General features: G+C 69.3%; 21 protein-coding genes. 7 read left to right on the top strand and 14 right to left on the bottom strand.

Annotated features, from left to right (window positions below):
- Window positions 1-214: 214 nt before the first annotated feature.
- The 5 genes from BJ970_RS10625 to BJ970_RS10605 all read right to left on the bottom strand — a co-directional run bounded on the left by BJ970_RS10625 (window position 215) and on the right by BJ970_RS10605 (window position 5,475).
- On the bottom strand, window positions 215-958 hold the full coding sequence (locus BJ970_RS10625) for a phosphoglyceromutase (protein WP_184726105.1): 744 nt from the start codon (window positions 956-958) through the stop codon (window positions 215-217).
- A gap of 112 nt (window positions 959-1,070) precedes the next feature.
- Window positions 1,071-1,502 carry an OsmC family protein gene (locus BJ970_RS10620; protein WP_184726104.1) on the bottom strand — a complete coding sequence of 144 codons (432 nt, stop codon included), beginning with the start codon at window positions 1,500-1,502 and terminating at the stop codon, window positions 1,071-1,073.
- Window positions 1,503-2,237: 735 nt separating this feature from the next.
- Window positions 2,238-2,729, bottom strand: coding sequence for a type III secretion system chaperone family protein (locus BJ970_RS10615; protein WP_184726103.1), 492 nt, complete (start codon window positions 2,727-2,729; stop codon window positions 2,238-2,240).
- Entirely contained in the window at window positions 2,726-4,021 is a 1,296-nt protein-coding gene (gene mshA / locus BJ970_RS10610; RefSeq protein ID WP_184726102.1) for a D-inositol-3-phosphate glycosyltransferase, read from the bottom strand. Before mshA ends, BJ970_RS10615 begins: the two co-directional genes overlap by 4 nt.
- Before the next feature lie 299 nt (window positions 4,022-4,320).
- Window positions 4,321-5,475, bottom strand: coding sequence for a L,D-transpeptidase (locus BJ970_RS10605; protein ID WP_184726101.1), 1,155 nt, complete (start codon window positions 5,473-5,475; stop codon window positions 4,321-4,323).
- A 233-nt stretch (window positions 5,476-5,708) separates the two neighbouring features.
- Between BJ970_RS10605 and BJ970_RS10600 the strand changes: the two genes are divergently transcribed.
- Window positions 5,709-6,452 (top strand): SDR family NAD(P)-dependent oxidoreductase, encoded by a 744-nt coding sequence (locus BJ970_RS10600; RefSeq protein ID WP_184726100.1) that lies wholly within the window; start codon window positions 5,709-5,711, stop codon window positions 6,450-6,452.
- Window positions 6,453-6,501: 49 nt separating this feature from the next.
- Here the strand turns inward: BJ970_RS10600 and BJ970_RS10595 are convergent, their stop codons facing one another.
- Together BJ970_RS10595 and BJ970_RS10590 are read right to left on the bottom strand one after the other, a co-directional pair.
- Complete coding sequence (locus BJ970_RS10595; protein WP_184726099.1) at window positions 6,502-7,509, bottom strand: chymotrypsin family serine protease; 1,008 nt, start codon at window positions 7,507-7,509, stop codon at window positions 6,502-6,504.
- Window positions 7,510-7,598: 89 nt separating this feature from the next.
- The gene (locus BJ970_RS10590) at window positions 7,599-8,702 is read right to left on the bottom strand and encodes a UDP-N-acetylmuramate dehydrogenase (protein WP_246471406.1); all 1,104 of its coding nucleotides are present in this window, start codon (window positions 8,700-8,702) and stop codon (window positions 7,599-7,601) included.
- A 145-nt stretch (window positions 8,703-8,847) separates the two neighbouring features.
- Between BJ970_RS10590 and BJ970_RS10585 the strand changes: the two genes are divergently transcribed.
- The 4 genes from BJ970_RS10585 to purU all read left to right on the top strand — a co-directional run bounded on the left by BJ970_RS10585 (window position 8,848) and on the right by purU (window position 11,965).
- Window positions 8,848-9,369 (top strand): DUF2505 domain-containing protein, encoded by a 522-nt coding sequence (locus BJ970_RS10585; protein WP_184726098.1) that lies wholly within the window; start codon window positions 8,848-8,850, stop codon window positions 9,367-9,369.
- Window positions 9,366-10,217: an O-methyltransferase gene (locus tag BJ970_RS10580; RefSeq protein WP_184726097.1), complete on the top strand. Its 852-nt coding sequence runs from the start codon at window positions 9,366-9,368 to the stop codon at window positions 10,215-10,217. Before BJ970_RS10585 ends, BJ970_RS10580 begins: the two co-directional genes overlap by 4 nt.
- Before the next feature lie 44 nt (window positions 10,218-10,261).
- On the top strand, window positions 10,262-11,005 hold the full coding sequence (locus BJ970_RS10575; protein WP_184726096.1) for a maleylpyruvate isomerase family mycothiol-dependent enzyme: 744 nt from the start codon (window positions 10,262-10,264) through the stop codon (window positions 11,003-11,005).
- Between the two features lie 87 nt (window positions 11,006-11,092).
- Entirely contained in the window at window positions 11,093-11,965 is an 873-nt protein-coding gene (gene purU / locus BJ970_RS10570) for a formyltetrahydrofolate deformylase (protein ID WP_184726095.1), read from the top strand.
- Window positions 11,966-12,086: 121 nt separating this feature from the next.
- Here purU and BJ970_RS10565 read toward each other — a convergent pair whose 3' ends face one another.
- The 6 genes from BJ970_RS10565 to BJ970_RS10540 all read right to left on the bottom strand — a co-directional run bounded on the left by BJ970_RS10565 (window position 12,087) and on the right by BJ970_RS10540 (window position 15,402).
- A complete protein-coding gene (locus tag BJ970_RS10565; RefSeq protein WP_184726094.1) occupies window positions 12,087-12,635 on the bottom strand; it encodes a YbaK/EbsC family protein in 549 nt (182 codons plus the stop codon).
- 42 nt (window positions 12,636-12,677) lie between these two features.
- Window positions 12,678-13,373: an alpha/beta fold hydrolase gene (locus BJ970_RS10560; RefSeq protein ID WP_312864199.1), complete on the bottom strand. Its 696-nt coding sequence runs from the start codon at window positions 13,371-13,373 to the stop codon at window positions 12,678-12,680.
- A gap of 38 nt (window positions 13,374-13,411) precedes the next feature.
- Complete coding sequence (locus BJ970_RS10555; RefSeq protein WP_184726092.1) at window positions 13,412-13,696, bottom strand: DUF2516 family protein; 285 nt, start codon at window positions 13,694-13,696, stop codon at window positions 13,412-13,414.
- Window positions 13,697-13,745: 49 nt separating this feature from the next.
- Window positions 13,746-14,432, bottom strand: coding sequence for a hypothetical protein (locus tag BJ970_RS10550; RefSeq protein WP_184726091.1), 687 nt, complete (start codon window positions 14,430-14,432; stop codon window positions 13,746-13,748).
- A gap of 5 nt (window positions 14,433-14,437) precedes the next feature.
- A complete protein-coding gene (locus BJ970_RS10545; RefSeq protein WP_184726090.1) occupies window positions 14,438-14,842 on the bottom strand; it encodes a helix-turn-helix domain-containing protein in 405 nt (134 codons plus the stop codon).
- Window positions 14,843-15,018: 176 nt separating this feature from the next.
- On the bottom strand, window positions 15,019-15,402 hold the full coding sequence (locus BJ970_RS10540; protein WP_184726089.1) for a VOC family protein: 384 nt from the start codon (window positions 15,400-15,402) through the stop codon (window positions 15,019-15,021).
- 210 nt (window positions 15,403-15,612) lie between these two features.
- On the opposite strand from BJ970_RS10540, the gene BJ970_RS10535 reads away from it, so the two are divergent.
- Entirely contained in the window at window positions 15,613-16,155 is a 543-nt protein-coding gene (locus BJ970_RS10535) for a CGNR zinc finger domain-containing protein (RefSeq protein ID WP_184726088.1), read from the top strand.
- Between the two features lie 72 nt (window positions 16,156-16,227).
- Here the strand turns inward: BJ970_RS10535 and BJ970_RS10530 are convergent, their stop codons facing one another.
- On the bottom strand, window positions 16,228-17,436 hold the full coding sequence (locus BJ970_RS10530; protein WP_184729020.1) for a DUF445 domain-containing protein: 1,209 nt from the start codon (window positions 17,434-17,436) through the stop codon (window positions 16,228-16,230).
- A 204-nt stretch (window positions 17,437-17,640) separates the two neighbouring features.
- Between BJ970_RS10530 and BJ970_RS10525 the strand changes: the two genes are divergently transcribed.
- Window positions 17,641-18,810 (top strand): pyridoxal phosphate-dependent aminotransferase, encoded by a 1,170-nt coding sequence (locus tag BJ970_RS10525; RefSeq protein WP_184726087.1) that lies wholly within the window; start codon window positions 17,641-17,643, stop codon window positions 18,808-18,810.
- Window positions 18,811-18,831: the final 21 nt, after the last annotated feature.

Below are 18,831 nucleotides of genomic sequence, written 5' to 3'. Positions count from 1 at the left end.
GTTCAGTGATACCCGCGACACGAAAAGGGGACTTCTTCACCCGGGCTTCACCCCGCGCTGGGAGCCAGTTCACGTACCTCCCGGTCGACCGTCGCACGCCGTTCGCCGCCGAGGCGAATTCTCGCCACCCGCCACCCATCTAGGTGAAGGCTGAGGGGCACCTACAACCGCGTCGTCGGGTTGCGGGCGCCCCTCTCGCAACACGGCTCGGCGGTCAGCGGCCTTGGTTGGCGACCGCTGCCGCAGCGGTGGCGGCGGCCTCCGGGTCGAGGTAGGTGCCGCCCGGGTTGGTGGGCTTGAAGTCGGCGTCGAGGTCGTAGCGCAGGGGGATTCCGGTGGGGATATTCAGGCCCGCGATGTCGCTGTCGGAGATCCCGTCCAAGTGCTTCACCAGCGCCCGCAGCGAGTTCCCGTGCGCGGCGACCAACACCGTGCGACCGGACCGCAGGTCCGGCAGGATCGCCGACTCCCAGTACGGCAGCAGCCGGGCGACCACGTCCTTCAGGCACTCGGTGCGCGGCGTGTCGTCACCGAGGTCGGCGTAGCGCGGATCCGAGTCCTGGCTGAACTCGCTGCCAAGCTCGATTTCCGGCGGCGGCGTGTCGTACGAGCGGCGCCAGAGCATGAACTGCTCCTCGCCGTAGGTTTCGAGGGTCTGCTTCTTGTTCTTGCCCTGCAGCGCGCCGTAGTGGCGCTCGTTGAGCCGCCAGTCGCGGCGGACCGGAATCCAGTGCCGGTCCGCGACGTCGAGGGCGATGTTCGCCGTGGAGATGGCTCGCCGCAGCAGCGAGGTGTGCAGCACATCCGGCAGCACCTCGTTCTCGCGCAGCAGTTCGCCGCCGCGCTTGGCCTCGGCCTCACCTTTCTCCGACAGCGGTACGTCCACCCAGCCGGTGAACAGGTTCTTGGCGTTCCACGTGCTCTCACCATGCCGCAGCAGCACCAGGGTCGCAGTCATTACCTCAGGCTATAGACCGGACCGCGATTAATTGCCCGGGAGGTCAGCGGGACCACAGTTTCAGCCGGACCGCGAAGGGCTCGGCGGTCCGCGATTCCGCTCGACCCGGAGCTCAGTCCAGCGTGGCGTCGAGCGTGATCTCGGTGCCGGTGAGGGCCGCCGAGACCGGGCAGATCTCCTTCGCCTTCTGCGCCGTCCGCTGGAAGACATCCGGGGCGATGCCGGGCACCTTCGCGCGCACGGTGAGCGCGATCCCGGTGATGGCGAAGCCGTCACCGCGCGGGCCGAAGCCGACCTCCGCGCTGGTATCGATCGTTTCCGGCGGGGTGCCTGCCGCGGTGAGCAAGCCCGACAGCTGCATCGAGTAGCAAGCCGAGTGGGCCGCGGCGATCAGTTCCTCGGGACTGGTGCGGCCGTTGGGCTCCTGCGCGCGAGACGCCCAGGTGACCGGGAACTGGCCCGCGTTGGACGAGTCCAGGGTGACGGTGCCGGAGCCGGTTTTGAGGTCTCCGTTCCACTGCGTGGTGGCGTTGCGATCGGTCATCTCACCGCTCCATCGTGGGGTGCGCGGAGGCCTCACGCCCCCGCCGGATCCACCGTCCCGCAGCATGCGGTGATCCGCAGGTTCGGTTGTGCGCGTCACCCGACAGTTATGTGATCATGGCGCCTCCGTGACACGAAAGTGGCGATGATCACTTTCGTTGACGAACCGAAAGTACCTTGACTCCGATGCGTTACTTTCTGCGGAAAACATCACACTAATGGATCAATGTGGCGGCCTTGTGGCCGCTGCGGGACTCTGCGAAGTTGACAACGCTCTCCTTGATCGGCTCCCACGCACTCCCCGATCTCGCGAGAGCATGAGCGCGGTTCGTATCCCCCATCGGGCCGCGCCCCGCCGGGCCCGGGGTGCCCCCCGCCCACCGGCCCGTCAGGCGGGACCCCCACGCGGGGCGGCTCGAGCTCGTGACTCCCCCTCTCTCCCGAGCCGCCCCGCGCGGTCCCTTCCCGGCACTCGGAGGAACGCTCCGATCGACGAAAGGGTCCGCCAGCCGCCGAGAAGCCCGGCCAGGAAGCCCGTGTCGTCGACCGCGGCCGGACTTCCCAGGCGCGCGGTGACCGTGGCCAACTCGAGCTGGCCGGATAGGGCCGCTTCGCGGCGTTCGAGAGCGTCCAGTCCGGGGCCCTGTGGGCGGGCGGTGCAAGCTGACTCCCACACCGCAAGCGGTTTACGCCGCTTAGAACACAGACCTTGGTCGCTACGGCCGGTCGTGTGGGGTTAGGCCGGACCGTCTCGTTCCACCAGCTGCCGGAACGGCTGGAGGTTGACCAAGGACTCGCCGCGGGACTCGCGCCAACCCCATTCCCGCCGGATGGCGGTGGCGAAGCCGAGCTCCAGCAGGGTGTTGAAGTCGCCGTCGGCGGCCTCCAGGACCTGGCCGAGTACCCGGTCGAGCTCGTCGGCGGTCACCGCGTGCAGGCCGATCCGGCCGACCAGGTAGATGTCTCCGTTGCCGTCGATCGTGTAGTGCACACCGTAGAGCCGGGCATTGCGGCGCAATAGGAACCGGTACACGTCCTCGTGCGCCTCGTCCGGCTGCCGGCACACGAAGGCTTCGACGACCAGGGCGTGCTCGGCGAGGATGAGCCAGCAGTTCGTCTGTAGCTTCTTGCTGCCGGGCAGGGTGACGAGGAACCGCCCCGCATCCCTGGCGACGTACTCCAGCCCGTTCGAGTCCAATGTGGACTTGATGACCTCGTCGAGGCTCACGCCGTCACCTCCTGGACGTGCAACTGAGCGTGGAAGGCCATCTTGGCCCGTGCATAGGCGTCGAGCAGCGCCTCGGTGGTGCGCTCCCAGGAGAAGCGTGCGGCGTGCGCAGCGGCGTTCTCGGCCAACCGGGCGCGGAATCGTGGGTCCAGCACCATCGAAGCGAGCGCGTCGGCCCACTGCGCGGTGCCGTGCCCGTCCACCAGCAACCCGGACACCCCATCCTCGACCGCGACCGGCAAGCCGCCGACGGCAGCCGCGACCACCGGTGTGCCGCATGCCTGGGCCTCCAACGCGACCAGTCCGAAGGACTCGTTGTAGCTCGGTACCGCCACGATGTCGGCCGCTCGGTAGACGTTGGTCAGCGCGGCACCGCTGCGCGGCGGGACGAACCGGACCACATCGGCGATGCCCAGCTGCGCCGCGAGTTCCTGCAGCGCGCGGGGCCGTTCCAGCCCGCTGCCGGACGGTCCGCCGACCACCAGCACCACCAGGCGGTCTCGGATGTCCGGGTGCCGCGCGAGCAGTTTCGCAGTCGCCCGCAGCAGCACGTCCGGGGCCTTCAGCGGCTGGATCCGGCCGACGAAGGCGAGCACGACGGCGTCCGGCGGCAGGTCCAGGTCGGCTCGGGCGACCGCCCGATCGCCGGGTGTGAAGCGGTCGAGGTCGACGCCGGGCGGGATCGTCGCGACCGCCTCCGGATCGGCGGCGTAGCGGTTGATCAGGTCGGCGGCCTCGAACTCGGTGTTCGCCACCAGCATGTCGGCCTCGGCGACCACCTGCTCCTCGCCGAGCACCCGAATCCTCGGCTCGGGGCTGTCGCCGACGGCGAGGTTGGCGTTCTTGACCTTGGCGAGGGTGTGCGCGGTGTGCACCAGCGGGACGCCCCAGCGCTCCCGCGCGAGCCAGCCGACCTGCCCGGAAAGCCAGTAGTGCGAGTGCACGATGTCGTAGTGGCCCGGTTCGTGGCGGGCTTCGACCCGCAGCGCACCGGCGGCGAAGGCGCACAGCTGCGACGGCAGATCGTTCTTGTCGAGGCCCTCGAAGGGGCCCGCGAAGACGTTGCGGACCAGCACACCGGGGGCGAGCTCCGCGATCGGCGGAATGTCCGAGGAAGTCGCCCTGGTGAAGATCTCGACCTCGGTGCCGAACTCGGCCAGCCGCTTGGCGGTCTGCGCGATGTAGACGTTCATGCCCCCGGCGTCCCCGGTACCGGGCTGCTCCAGCGGGGAAGTGTGCAACGAGAACACCGCGGCGCGGCGCGGGCGCATGCGTAACGTTCTGGAGGTCATCTGCTGCCCATCGGAAGCCGGTCGGGCCGAGGTTTTCGGACGCACATCAACCCCGACATCCGGCGCCGCGGAAACATTCCCGCCGCGATGCCGAAACACGGCGGTCGCGAACTTTCGCAGCCGCTCCCGCGACCACCACCGCTCAGGACGCTGCCGGGGCCGACGTTGGACGCTACCGCTCCGGGGTTGTCGAACCGCCCGGTCCCGCAGCCCGGGTGGCGCTCCTCACACCTCGCCCGACCGACGAAAAGCGGCGGTGGCCGCGATGACCACCGCCGCTTTCCTGCCCAGGCGCGGCGTCAGACCGCGGATTTCTGGGTCCACTGGTCCCAGGTGAGGAGCCAGTCGTAGACGTCGAAGTGCGGCGGCATGGTGCTGGCCGAGCCGGTCACCTCGACCGGGTCGCCGAGCAGCGCGCTGTCGTAGTACGCCTTCGCGTCCGCGGCGCTGAGGTTGATGCAGCCGTGCGAGTTGTTGATCTTACCTAGGGCCGCGGCGTTCTCCTGGTTCTCGTGGATGAACTCGCCATGGTTGGAGAACCGCGATGCCCAGGTCTTGCGCACGTCGTGGTAGCCGTACCTGGGGTTATCCATGATCTCGACCGGGTTCTTCTCCATGATGATGAACGTGCCGTTCGGGGTGTTGCGGCCCGGGTCGTACTCCTCGCCGTAGCTCGCCGCATAGCTGGCCACCTGCTTGCCGTCGCGCAGCACGACCATTCGGTGGGTGCCCACGGCCGCCTTCACGATCTGCGCCCGGCCGATGTCGAACTCGGTGCTCAGGTCCGCCAGCCCGTAAGCACCGTCGCCGTAGGACTGGCCGTAGAGCTTGGCCTGGACGCTGACGTGGGTGTGCGCCGGCCAGTACTCCTTCGGCCGCCAGTCGGCCTGCCGGTCCGACAGCCACGCCCAGGCGCCTTCGACGGGCACCGAGGTCTGCACGGTCAGCGCCCGCTGGATCGCGGCCTTGTCCTGGACCGGCTTGTCGAATTTCAGGCTGATCGGCATGGCGATGCCGACCTCGGCATTGTCCGACGGGTTGATCGTGGCGCGGATCGTCTTCTCCGGCTTCAGCGTGCTGAACTGGCCATGCACCGGCACCGTCTTGCCGTCCTCGCCGGTGGCCTGGCCGGACCAGAGGTAGCTCCTGCCGTAGCCGAGTGCCTCGGTGGCGTGCCAACTCTTGCCGTCCTGCGCCAATTCACCGGCTACCTGCTTACCGTCGGCGTTGGTCAGCGCGATGCTGTCGAACCTGCCGCGCTCCACGGTGGCCCGGACCGCACCCACGGGATTTACCTCGCCGGAATTGTCACCGGGCTCGAAGGACACCACGGCGACCGGATCGGTGGGCTTTCGCTCCTGCATCGCGGACGAGCCGCAGCCCGAAATCAGCAGCACGACCGCAACAGCTCCCGCCAGCGCAGCCCACCGGGACCGCAGCTTGGAACCACTCACCTTCTGACCTCGATCCCTTCTGAAAAAGTGCAGCGGAACCGTCCCCCTCCCGCAAAATTGACCGGACGGCCGCAAAAATGTGACCCGTATTCATAAGACGTGCGGGCCCGCGAAAAGATGTCTCGGTTCCTAGTGTCTCGCGTCACATCGATCGGGTGACGAGAGCCCCCAGCGGAGACCGGCGTGGTCGGATGGACATCGGGCAATCGGTCGTCTCCCGGGAGGAAAAAGACGTGAGCACAAGTTCTGCAGCCCGCTGGGCCGTGGTCACCGGGGCGAGTTCCGGTATCGGCGCGGCCACCGCGCGCCAACTCGCCGCCGCCGGTTTCCACGTGGTGCTGGGTGCCCGGCGGCTCGACCGACTGACGGCACTCGCCGAGGAGATCGGCGCAACCGCGCTGCCCCTGGACATCACCGATCCGGATTCGGTGGCGGCGTTCGTCGCGCAGGTTCCGGAATGCCATGTGCTGATCAACAACGCCGGCGGCGCGAAGGGAATGGCCAAGATCGCTGAGGCCGAGGAGGACGACTGGCGCTGGATGTGGGAGACCAACGTGCTCGGCACGCTGCGGGTCACCAAGGCGCTGCTGCCCAAACTGGCCGCCTCCGGCAACGGGCATGTGGTGACCGTGACCTCGGTGGCCGCCTCGGAGGTCTACGACAACGGCGCCGGCTACACCTCGGCGAAACACGCCCAGGGGGCGCTGCACCGCACGCTGCGGGGCGAGCACCTGGGCGAGCCGGTGCGGTTCACCGAAATCGCGCCGGGCGCGGTGGAGACGGAGTTCTCCGAGGTCCGCTTCGGCGGCGACAAGGAGCGCGCGGCGGCGGTGTACCGCGGCATTACCCCGCTGACCGGCGACGACGTCGCGGACGTCATCACTTTCGTGGTGACCCGCCCCGCCCACGTGAACCTGGACTACATCGTCATCAAACCCCGCGACCAGCACTCCGCGACCCGCATGCACCGCAAATAAACGATCGGCGTGCTGATCTCCAATTGAAAATCGCCGCGGAGCACCCGGCTCACACGCGGATGCGCTGAGACTCGGTGCACAGCTCGACGTCGAGCTCGGCGAGCACGTCGGCGATCGGGCTGGCGAAACCGACCACGCCGCCCCGGCTACCCGCCACGTGCAGGCCGATGATCCGCCCACCCGGATCGAGCACCGCCGCCCCGGCGTCACCGGGCCCGCAAAACCGCAGATCCGCGGCGGTGATGCGGATCTGCTCCCGCAGCACCCGGACGCCGAGGGCCTCGCCGTGATCGATCCGCACGGTCGCATCGACCGAGGTGACGACGCCATGCGTCACGCCGGTACCGAAGCCGTTCTTGCAGACCTGCTCGCCCGGATAGGCCGTGGCGTGCCCGGTCACCGGCCCGATGCCGTCGACCACGCACGAGGTCTCCGAACCCGGTGCGATGGCCACCGCGGCCGCGTCGACCCGGCCGGACAGCGCCGCTCGCGCCAGCTCGGTATGCACCCGGCCGCCATCCGGATCGACCATCCGGTCGCCCACCGCCCAGGCGTCATCCAGGCAGCCCACATCGAAGGTCGTCAGCCCCATCGGGACCGCCGTCGGCGCGATGCCGGTGACGATCGCCCCGAGAGTGCCGATTCGGCGGTATTCGCCCGCGGTGGGCACTGTGGGCGGCGAGAGGTAGACGGCACGGCAGGGCGCGATCCCGCTACCACCCCGCACCAGCCCGGTACGCTCGCCGACGCGCCGGCCCGGCGCCAGCCGCTCGTTGCGGGCGCAGTGGATGTGCTGCAGCACCGGCCGCTCCTCGATGACGTCGGTCGGTATCCCGAAGACGTCGCTCGGGATGCATGTGCCCGGCAGCAACTGCTCACGCGGCTTCTTGCGGCGCACCGAAACCACGATGACTTGCTGACCGGTGCGCTCCTCGGCACGGTGCTTCGCGCCGATGTCCACAGCGGTCACTCCGGGCAGGTCCAGAAGCTGGTCCTCCACTGCCCGCTTGATCGGGCGTATCACCGCCCGGTCTCTAAGCTCCCTGATGCTCAGCATGGTGGCCCCCTCCACCTACCCCATTTAACACTCAGGGTTACGCATCAGTCACGAAGAGTCACTCTTACGGCCGTTCGGCTCTTCGGCTGCTACAGCGAACAGTCCACCAACACCGGCTCGGGTGCCAGCGAAACGCCGAAGGCCAGGCGTACTCCGTCCCGAACTTCACGCGCTAGAAGTAGCAGGTCGTGCGTTGTCGCGGCGCCGCGGTTGGTCAGCGCGAGGGTGTGCTTTGTGGACAGCCTCACCCGGCCGCCGGGTCCGGGGTGTCCCTTGGCGAACCCGGCGCGCTCGATCAGCCACGCCGCGGACAGCTTGGTACGGCCGCCGGGCGCCGGGTACTGCGGCACCCGCTGGTCGGGGCCGACCTCGGCGGCGATGCGGGCCAGCACCTCGGGCAGGTCCTCGGCGTCGACGATCGGGTTGGTGAAAAACGAGCCGGCACTCCAGGTGTCGTGGTCGGCCGGGTCGAGCACCATGCCCTTCCCCCGCCGCAGCGCCAGCACCGCCTCGCGGGCGCTGGCCACCTCGACCTGCGCACCCGGCTCCACGTCGAGCGCGCGGGCGAGCTCGGCGTACTTGATCGGCGCCGACATACCCCCGTCGCGCAGCAGGAACCGGACCCGCAGCACGACCGCCGCATCGCTGTGCTTGAGCGCACTGTTGCGGTAAGTCAGCCCGAGCTCGTCGGCCGACACCGTGCGCACCTGCCCGGTACTGCGGTCCAGCAGGTCGACCGAGACCAGCAACTCGGACACCTCGACGCCGTAGGCACCGACGTTCTGCACCGGCGTGGCCCCGGTCAGGCCGGGGATACCGGACAGGCATTCCAGCCCGCCCAGGCCGAGACGGACGGTGTCGGCCACCACCTCGTCCCAGTCCTCGCCGGCCTCCGCGGTGAGCTGCACCAGCCCGTCGCCGACGCTGTCGTACTGGCGGCCCTGGGTAGCGATCCGCACCACATGTCCGGCGAAGCCTTCGTCCGCGACCACCAGGTTCGACCCTCCGCCGAGCACCAGCAGGCGCTGCCCGGCCGAATCCGCCGCGCGCACCGCAGCCGTGAGCTCGCCAGGCCTCCGGGCGACCACCAGGTCGGTAGCCGGGCCGCCCAGCCGCAGCGTGGTGTAGCCAGCCAGCGGCAGGTCGTCACCAGCACGTGCGCCGGGCGCCCCGACTGGGCGTTCGCCAGGCATCCCCGCTGTGTGCGCGCCGGAGATTTCGGCTGCGGGCACGTCGGACAACCCAGCTGCGTGCGCGTCTGACCACGGAGTGTTGTCGCGCACTTCTTCGGCACCGGACATGGATGGGTTCACGGTTGCCAAAGGTAACCTCCGCAGCATGGCACGCCGCATCGAGCACCGAAGCACCTCCGAGTGGCCCGCCGCCCGGGTGTACGAGGCGCTGATCGACATCGATTACCTCACCGACCGACTGGCGGAGATCGGGGGCTCGCACGCGGCGCTGCTGCAGCACGTCGCCACCGATGACGGTGCCCGCTTCCAGATGCGCCACGGGGTGCAGGCCGACTCGCTGCCGTCGATGGCGCGCACCGTGGTCGGCGGGGACCTGACGATCGACCGCAGCGAGTCGTGGCGGCAGGAGGAGGAAGACTGCCACTACACCGGCGAGATCGCCGCCGAGATCGCCGGGGCACCGTGCTCGATCACCGGCTCGATGTGGCTGCGCGACCTGGCCGAACCCTCGGGTTCGGCGGTCAGCGAGTTCGTGGTGTCCGGCAGCGTGCGGGTGAACGTGCCGTTTCTGGGCGGCAAGCTGGAGGATCTGATCGTCGACCAGGTGCAGAAATTGCTGGCCGACGAGGAGCGCTTCACCACCGACTGGCTGGCCCGCCGGGAATGAACTCGGCCCCCAAGAAGCGGGCACCCCGGCTCGCGGCCGGTCGGGCTCGCGCCCTGGGCATGCCCACTAGGGGCACCACCAACCCGAACCGGCTGCGGCGCATCGACCGCTGGATCGCCGGCACGCCGTGGGTCGCCCGCGCGCTGCGGAACGCCGCCGAACCGGTCGTCATCGACCTCGGCTACGGCGCCACCCCGGTGACCACCGTGGAACTCGCGGCCCGGCTGCGCCCGCTGCGTCCCGACGCACGGGTGGTCGGGCTGGAGATCGACCCGGACCGGGTGCTGGCCGGCAAACTCGTCGCCGATCCACCCGTGCTGGAGTTCCGCCGCGGGGGTTTCGAGCTGGCCGGGCTGGCCGCCGGGGTACGCGACTTTCCGGGTCCTGCGCTGGTGCGAGCGCTGAACGTGCTGCGCCAGTACACCGAGCCGGAGGCGTGGAAGGCGTGGGAGGAACTGTGTTCCCGGCTGGCCCCGGACGGGTTGCTGGTGGAGGGCACCTGCGACGAGATCGGGCGGCGCTGCTGTTGGGTGACATTGGATCGCGGCGGGCCGCTGACCTTGACGCTGGCTTGCTTGCCCGCCGATATCGAGCGGCCTTCGGATCTCGCCGAGCGGCTGCCCAAGACCTTGATCCACCGCAACGTGCCGGACGAGAAGGTGTACTCGATGCTGGCCGAGCTCGACGCGTGCTGGGCCAAGGCCGCACCGATGGCGCCCTTCGGGCCGCGCGCCCGGTGGGCGCACGCCGCGCAACTGTTCGGCGAACTCGGCTGGCCGGTGCTCGACCGGCGACGGCGGTGGCGGCTGGGGGAGCTCACCGTCGCCTGGTCCGCCGTCGCGCCCTGAAAATTCGCCGATCTGATCTTGACTAGAGCTCCTACCGTTGGGGCATGGGTAGCGATTTTCACCAACGCGCGTTCCAAGACCAGGCGGCGGCGTTCCGGACCGCCGTCATCCAGGCCGGCCCCAACGCCGAGGTGTCGACATGTCCCGGTTGGGATGTCCGCAAGTTGGTCCAGCACCTCGCCCGGGTCTACGCGGCGGTAAACCGCGCGCTGGCCCTGGAGCCGGGTAGCGAGCGGCCGCAACCTCCCCGTCCCCCAGCTGATTTCGATGATGCGCTGACCTGGTGGGACGACCAGCTGGCAAAGGTGCTGGAGGCACTGTCCACTTCCGATCCCGAGCGTCCGGTTTGGTCATTCGTCCCCGGCGGCACGGCGCGGAGCTGGGCTCGGCGGATGGCCCACGAGACGGCGATCCACCGGCTCGACGCCGAGCACGCGCTCGCCGGACTCGGCCCGGACCACGTGCACGAGCTGATCTTCGACCCGGCGCTGGCCGCCGACGGCATCGACGAAATGCTGACGGTGCTGCTGCCAGCGGCCAGCGGCTGGGCGGAGCGGCAGAGCGCGGGCAAGGTGCTGTATCACACACCGGACGCGGGCCGCGCGTGGTTGGTCGAATACCGGCCGGGCCTGCCGCCGCTGGCCGGATCGCCGAGTGATGCAGCGCTGGAGGTCGACGCGACGGTGGCCGGCACCGCGGACGCGGTGTACCGGCGGGTCTGGGGTCGCCCGAGCACCGCCCTGATCACCGGTGATGCCGCACTCGTGGCCCTAGCCTCCGGACGCTGACCAGGGGCGGACCCGTGCCCGGCGCGGCACGCCGTGGGGCGGCCGGTTGTCGATGCAGCCCCTTGCTACCTGCGATAATGACCGGCCGTGAGCCCTTCCGAACGCCGCTTCGTCATCAGCCTGGGATGCCCGGACCGCACCGGGATCGTCGCGCGAATCGCGACCTTCCTCAGCGAGCACGGCGGCTGGATCGTCGAGGCTGGCTACCACACCGACGCCAACACCGGTTGGTTCTTCACCCGGCAAGAGGTCCTTGCCGACTCGCTGCCGTTCGGCCTCGACGAGCTGCGGCGCCGGTTCACCGCCGTCGCCGACGAGCTCGGCAGCCGCACCGAGTGGCGGGTGTCGGACACCGGTGAGCGGCGCCGCATCGTGATCCTGGTGTCGAAGGAAGGCCACTGCCTGCACGACCTGCTCGGTCGCATCGGGTCTGGAGAACTCGACGTCGACCTGAGCGCGGTGATCGGCAACCATCCGGACCTGGGCCCGATCACCGAGGCGCACGGCATCCCGTTCCACCACGTGCCGTTCGCCAAGGATCCGGGGGCGAAGGCCGAGGCGTTCCAGCAGGTCCGCAAGCTGGTCGACGAGCACGATCCGAACGCGATCGTGCTCGCCCGCTTCATGCAGGTGCTGCCGCCCGAACTGTGCGAGGCATGGGCAGGCCGGGCGCTTAACATCCACCACAGCTTCCTGCCGTCGTTCGCCGGGGCCCGCCCGTACCACCAGGCGTACGAGCGAGGCGTGAAGCTCATCGGCGCGACCTGCCACTACGTGACCGCGGAGCTCGATGCCGGGCCGATCGTCGAGCAGGACGTGATCCGCGTGGACCACACCGACGACGTCGCCGACATGGTCCGCAAGGGCCGGGACGCCGAAAAGCTGGTGCTGGCCCGGGGTCTGCGCGCGCACCTCGAAGACCGCGTCCTGGTCCACGGCCGCCGAACCGTCGTCTTCTGAACCGATCGCGGGGTGCGGACTGCCTCCGCGAAAAGGCGCCCGCGCCATCGAGGAGGCTCGTTTCGGCGCCAGGATGTGAACCCGTGCGCAGCCGAGTTGGAGCCGGTCGCGCACTCGCGATTCAGCGGCCGAGGCCGTCGAGGACCTCCGCACCCGGCAGCTGGGCCAGGATCTCACCCGGTGTGATGATCTTGCTGCGGCGCAGTCCGCTGCCCACGACCACCGCCGGGGCCTTGTCCACCTCGGAGTCGACCAGGATCGGCCAGTCGGCGGGCAGACCGAACGGCGTGATGCCGCCGTACTCCATGCCGCTGAGCCGCACCGCGTCGTCCATCGGCGCGAACGACGCCTTGCGCACGTCCAGCCGCCGCTTGACCACGCCGTTGACGTCGGCGCGGGTGGTGGCCAGCACCACGCACGCGGCGTAGCGCACCTCGCCGGCCCGCTTGCCCGCGACCACCACGCAGTTCGCCGACAGCTCCAGCGGCGAACCGTACTGTTCGCAGAAGGTGGCGGTATCCGCCAGTTCCGGGTCGATTTCGGTGACCCCGATCCGCTCGTCGTCGAGCTCGCGGACCGCCGCCGCGACCGGCTCGGCGAGAAGTTCGAGGCGCTCCAGCGCCGAGGTGACGTCCAGAGTTCCGGCCGCCACGGACCAATCAACACCCATGCCCCGACAATACGAACCGCGCCGAACCCACCGCGCGCAGGTTCAGCGCAGGAAGTCGACCAGCAGGCGACGCAACTCCCGGCGGTGGGTGAGCATCGGTGCGCGGGAGGGCAGGATCTCCAGTCGAGCGCAGGCGAAAGCCGCGGCCACCGCCTTGGCGACCTCCGCTGGGTGCAGCGGGTCGTCGGTGGCGCCGACGACCAGCACCTCTGACCGGACGGCGGCCAGCGCTGCGGCGTCCGGAATCGGCGTGTGCTCCGGCAGTTCGCGGAGCGCGTCTTCAAGCCGCAGCAGCGCCTCGGCACGGCGGTCGACGTAGTCGCCGACCTCGACGCCTTCGGGCACCTCTGCGGCCAGGATCTCCCGCAAGGCCGGACCGCCGGCCGCGGCCGCCGCGGCAAGTCGCTCGAACGCCCGAGTCGCGGCCACATCGCGGGACCGGTCGAGCGCGGCGGGCAGCAGCAGCGCGAGCCGCTCGAACCGGTCCGGATGGTCGGCGGCGATGCGGGTCAAGGCGCCCGCGCCGAGCGAGACGCCGACGGCGCGAGTCGCCTGGACCTCGTCGGCCACAGCGAGGACATCCGCCGCGACCGAGGCATAGTTCCAATAGCCGCGCGGAGGATCGGCGGCGCTGCCGTGACCCGGCAGCGTGACCACGACTCGGGTCCCCGGTAACCCGGAGGCGGGAATCCGGGCCTCACCCTCGGTGGCGCCCAACCCGTGCACGACCAGCGTCACCGGGGTCCCGTGACCGTATGCCGCCCAGCGGGCCCCCACTACCAGGACCGCCCCTGGACTTCCTTCACCTTGGGCCGGACGTCGATGATGTAGACCAGCGATGCGACCAACCCGGCGATCCAGATGATCGTGTAAGGGCCTTGGAAGCTCACGATGAGCAGCAGCGCGGCAGCGCCAGTGATGCCCATCCAGGCGAGCTTGTTCAGCTTGTCCACGGCGGTGAAGGCGTCGGCGCGCTGCAATGCCGCATGCACGAACGCGAAGACCCCGACCGGGATGCCCGCAATCCAAAGAATCGTCAGGATCCAATACGCCAGCTCCACGCCACCCACCCTACGTGGTCGCCACGGACAGGGGCACCCGGTGCGACCTTCAGTTTTCGCTGGACTTGCTGGTCGTGGGCTTATGCGGGGAGGTCGACTTGGTCGTGGTCTTGCGCGGCGCGGTCTTGGCGCTCGTGCTGTTCGTCGCCGCGGCCGGCTTGGCGGCCGACTCCCCGGCCTTGGTGGACTCCCCGGCCTTGGCGGACTCCCCGGTCTTGGCGGACTCCCCGGTCTTGGCGGGCTCCCCGGTCTTGGCGGGCTCTTCCTTGCCGAACGGGCGGCTGACCTTGCCGAGCACGTCGTCGGCCAGGTCGCGGACCTCGTCGACGGTCTCCTCGACCTTGCCCTGCGCGGTGCCCACCTGGTCCCAGACCTTCTTGACCTGCGGCTGGTCCTGCAGCCGGTGCAGCGTTTCCTCGCCGCGCTCGGCCAAGTAGTCGTAGAGCTGCTTCGCGGACTTGCCGTAGGCGTCGACGCGCTTGCGCAGCTCGGCCGGGTCGAACTTCTCGCGCAGTTCTTCCCAGTCACTGGGCAGGTCCTTGCGCGCGGCCTCGGCGCGCTCGTTGAGCTGGGTGCGGACCTTGTTGACCGTGTCCAACAGGGCCTGCGCCGCGACGTCGCCGGCCCCGAGCGCGGCGAGCAGCGGGGTGCGGGCCTGCTCGGCGGCCTCGCCCAGGGCGTGCGCGGCCTGTTCGCGCACCTTGGTCACGTCTTCGGTCTTCGGGAAAGCCGGCATGGCAGTCACTCCTCTGGTTGCTGGGTGTCCCCGTCCACCGCGGTGTCGTGCTCCCGCCGGAACGAGGCGTAGATGTCCAGAAGCACTTGTTTTTGCCGTTCACTGAGCTCCGGGTCGGCGAGGATCGCGTCCACCACCGGCCCGCTCTCGCGGCGCTCCATGATCCCGGCCTGCACGTAGAGCGCTTCGGCGGAGATCCGCAGCCCTTTGGCGATCTGCTGCAAGATCTCCGCGCTCGGCTTGCGCAACCCGCGTTCGACCTGACTCAGGTACGGGTTCGACACGCCGGCGAGCTTCGCCAGCTGCCGCAACGAGATCTGGGCGTTGTTGCGTTGCGTCCGGATGTAGCTGCCGAGGTCGCTGACCGCCTGGTTCACGGCCTTGTTGACGGCTTTGTCCACACGTTCCATCGGGCTAGCACCTCTCCGGTCACTGGCCACGATAGCCATGCGTGCTAGCTCCTGCAAGCGCCCTGCTTGCAGGATCAGCCGAGTTCACACCATAGAAGTCATGAACCACACTTCGGCGCCAGCAAGCACCCTCGCCTCTTCTACCACTCAGCCGGCACCGCTGCGGTTTTGCGTGCTCAACCCTGACAGGCGCACATGCAGAACGGATGGCCATCCGGGTCGGCGTAGACACGGAACCGCGCGTCCAGCTGGTCGGATGGTTGCGGCAGCGGCGTCGCGCCCGCCGCGATCGCCCTCTCGTGCCCCTCGTCGAGGGTCTGCACCCGGACGTCCAGGTGCATCATCTGCGGCACGTCCCGGCTCGGCCAGGTCGGCGGTCGATAGTCCGGATCGCGCTGGAAGGCCAGCGGTGCACCACCGGATGGATCCGCGAGCTCCACCCAGCCCTCCTCGGATTCGGCCTCGTCCACCTCCCAGCCCAACAACCGCCCGTAGAACTCGGCCAGGGCCCGCGGGTTTGGGCAGTCGATCGCGAAAGCCGCCAATCGCAGGGTCGTCATCGTCGTTCCTCCTGGTGATCAGTTGAGGCAACCGCGCGGAGCCGGGCCCGGATCCACTGCCGCACCGGGCCGCGGGGCCTCCGTGGCCGAGGCCCACTACTTGGCGAGCTAGTCCAACTCTTAAACCGATAATTCCAACTCGGTGGTTATTAACCAGTGTCTATATTTTGCTGGTTATCCTGCCTCGGCGCAACCCCCTATTGGCTTACGATGGTGTTCGTGAACAGCAGAGCTGTCGTTCCGGAGGTGGACCCCCCGTCCTCGCCGGAGGGGCTCGAACCCTTCGACCGCGACATCGAGTTGGTCCTGGCCTTCCTGAACACCTGCGACGCCGAGAAGGGCACCGAGGTCCTGGACGATCCCGGGCAGTGGCAGCAGTGGTGCATCGACCAGGACCTCGGCAAAGCCCCCGGCGTCGATGCGGCGCGCGAGATCCGGGACACCATGCGCTATGCGGTGTCGTACGGCGTCCGGCCCAGGGCCGTTTTCGAAACGGCCTGGCCGGTGCACGTCCGGTTGCACAACGGCGTTCCGACCCTGACCGGCATCGACGCGCTCGGCAATGTGCTGGTCGCGGCGGCCCGCCTGGTGCACACCGGGCATTGGGATCGGATCAAGATCTGCCCGGCCGAGGGCTGCCTGTGGGCGTTCTACGACCGATCCCGCAACCGCTCCCGGACCTGGTGCTCAATGCGGGTCTGCGGGAATCGCGAAAAGGCACGCTCCTGGCGGGAGCGGCACACCACCGCGTGAGCCGCGAACGGACCGTTGACCTCCACGAACGGTGCGATTGATCTTTGCTGCCGGAGTTGCGGGCTTGCGGTTTCAGAGCAGCACCTGGGACAGGGTGTAAATCAGCAGCCCGGCCAGGGCACCGACGACCGTGCCGTTGATGCGGATGAACTGCAGGTCCCGGCCGACCTGGAGCTCGATCTTGCGGGAGGTCTCCTGAGCGTCCCAGCGCTCCACGGTGTCCGTGATCAGCGTCGTCAACTCGTCGCGGTAGTTGGACACCACGTACACCACGGCGCCTTCCAGCCAACCGTCGACCTTGTACTGCAGCTCCCGCTCCTCGACCAGCCGACGGCCTAGCGAGCGCAGGCCATCGCGCACCCGCAGCCGAAGTTCGCTGGACGGGTCTTCGGCGGCGTCCAGCAGCATCTTTTTCGCCGTGCTCCACGCCGAGGAGACCAGGTTCTGCACCTCCGGGTGCTCCAGCACCTGCTGCTGGATCTGCTCGGCCTTGGCCATCGTCTTCGGGTCGTGCTGCAGATCGTCCGCGAACTCCACCAGGAAGCGGTCCACTGCCTGGCGCATCGAGTGCTCCGGGTCGGTCTTGACCGCCCAGGCGAACGACAGCACTTCGGCATAGACCTTGTCGGCCACGATGGCGTCGAAGAACTTCGGCGACCACGACGGGGCCCGCTGGCTGACGACCCGCAGTACGGTTTCGTGGTTGTCCCGCACCCAGTCGTAGGCCCGGTCGCAGATCAGGTCGACGAGCTTGTGATGCGAGCCGTCGGCGAAGACCTGGCCGAGGATCCGGCCCAGCGGCGGCCCCCACGGCTGGGAAAGCACCTTGCGCACGACGGCCTGCTCAAGTACGGCCTGGACGTCCTCGTCCCGCAGCACCCGCACGGCCCCGCGCACCGCGGTGGCCAATTCCGAGGTGACCCGCTCGGCGTGGTCGGCATCGTCGAGCCAGCCGCCGAGTCGGCGGCTGACCTCCGCGCGGCGCAACTTGTCCCGCACCACCTGCTCGGACAGGAAGTTCGAGCCGACGAAGTCGCCGAGGCTGCGGCCGATCATGTCCTTGCGGGTCGGGATGATCGCGGTATGCGGGATCGGCAGGCCCAATGGGCGCCGGAACAGCGCGGTGACCGCGAACCAGTCCGCCAGCGCGCCGACCATGCCGGCCTCGGCCGCAGCCTTCACGTACCCCACCCAAGCCCCGGCGCCGGCGTTCTCCTGCCATTGGGCCACCACGTAGATCAGGGTGGCGATCAACAAGAACCCACCGGCCACGGCCTTCATCCGCCGCAGGCCACGGCGCTTGTCGCTGTCGGAAACCGCTGTCGGCTGCACATCTCGATTGTGGCAGCGTTCGCCGACCACCCGCGCGGAGCCGAATCGGACACCCGCTGGTGGGTTCGCGGCACCTCGCGTCGGGTGAAGCGTCGCCCGGCCACCCGAACCGATCACCGAACTTCTCCTCGGTTTCGACTACGCTGCGGAGACGTGCGTACTCCTGCCCTCACCAGCCGGTTGCGGCCGTTCACATCCACGATCTTCGCCGAGATCACCGAGCTCGCCAGGCGGACCGGCGCGGTCAACCTGGGGCAGGGTTTCCCGGACACCGACGGCCCCGAGGGCATGCTCCGCGTGGCGCAAGACGCAATCGCCAACGGTGTGAACCAGTACCCGCCGGGGGCCGGTGAGCCGGACCTACGGGCGGCGATTTCCGGGCACCGCCTGGCGCGGTACGGCGTCGAGTACCGCCCGGAGGACGAGGTGCTGGTCACCGTCGGCGCCACGGAGGCGCTGACCGCCGCGATGCTCGCCCTGGTCGAGCCGGGCGACGAGGTTGTGCTCGTCGAGCCGTATTACGACTCCTACCCGGTCGCCGTCGCGATGGCCGGCGGGGTGCGCCGGACCGTCCCGCTGCGGCAGGGCCCCGACCACCGCTTCGAGCTCGATCTGGATGCGCTGCGCGCCACGGTGGGCTCGCAGACCCGCGCCCTGGTGCTGAACTCGCCGCACAACCCGACCGGCACCGTGTTCACCGATGCCGAGCTCGCCGTGATCGCCGAGGTCTGCCGCGACAACGACGTGATCGCCATCACCGACGAGGTCTACGAGCACCTGATCTTCGACGGTCGCGAGCACCACCCGCTGGCCACCCTGCCGGGCATGGCCGAGCGGACCCTGTCGATCTCCAGCGTCGGCAAGAGCTTCAGCGCCACCGGCTGGAAGATCGGCTGGGTCTGCGGTCCGGCCGAACTCGTCGCCGCCGTGCGCGCGGCCAAGCAGTTCATGACCTTCGTCGGCGGCGCGCCGTTCCAGCCCGCCGTCGCGCACGCTCTGCGCAACGAGCTCGATTGGGTCGAACGGTTGCGCAAGGACCTGCAACGCAAGCGCGACCGACTGGCCGAGGGCTTGGCCGCGGCGGGCTTCGACGTGCTCGCCAGCGAGGGCACCTACTTCATCTGCACCGACGTCCGGCCGCTCGGCTTCGAGGACGGTGCCGAACTGTGCCGCTCGCTGCCGGAACGCATCGGGCTCGCCGCGATCCCGGTGCAGGTCTTCTGCGACAACCCGGAAGACACCAAGCACCTGGTGCGCTTCGCCTTCTGCAAGCGGGACGAAGTCCTCGACGAAGCGATCCGCCGCCTGCACAAGCTGCGCTGATCGCACGCCGGGCACGGTGTG

This window comes from Saccharopolyspora phatthalungensis, assembly GCF_014203395.1.
Taxonomy (GTDB): Bacteria; Actinomycetota; Actinomycetes; order Mycobacteriales; family Pseudonocardiaceae; genus Saccharopolyspora; species Saccharopolyspora phatthalungensis.
Note: the sequence above shows the minus strand (reverse complement) of the source record. Positions and strands in the feature narration are given on the sequence as shown.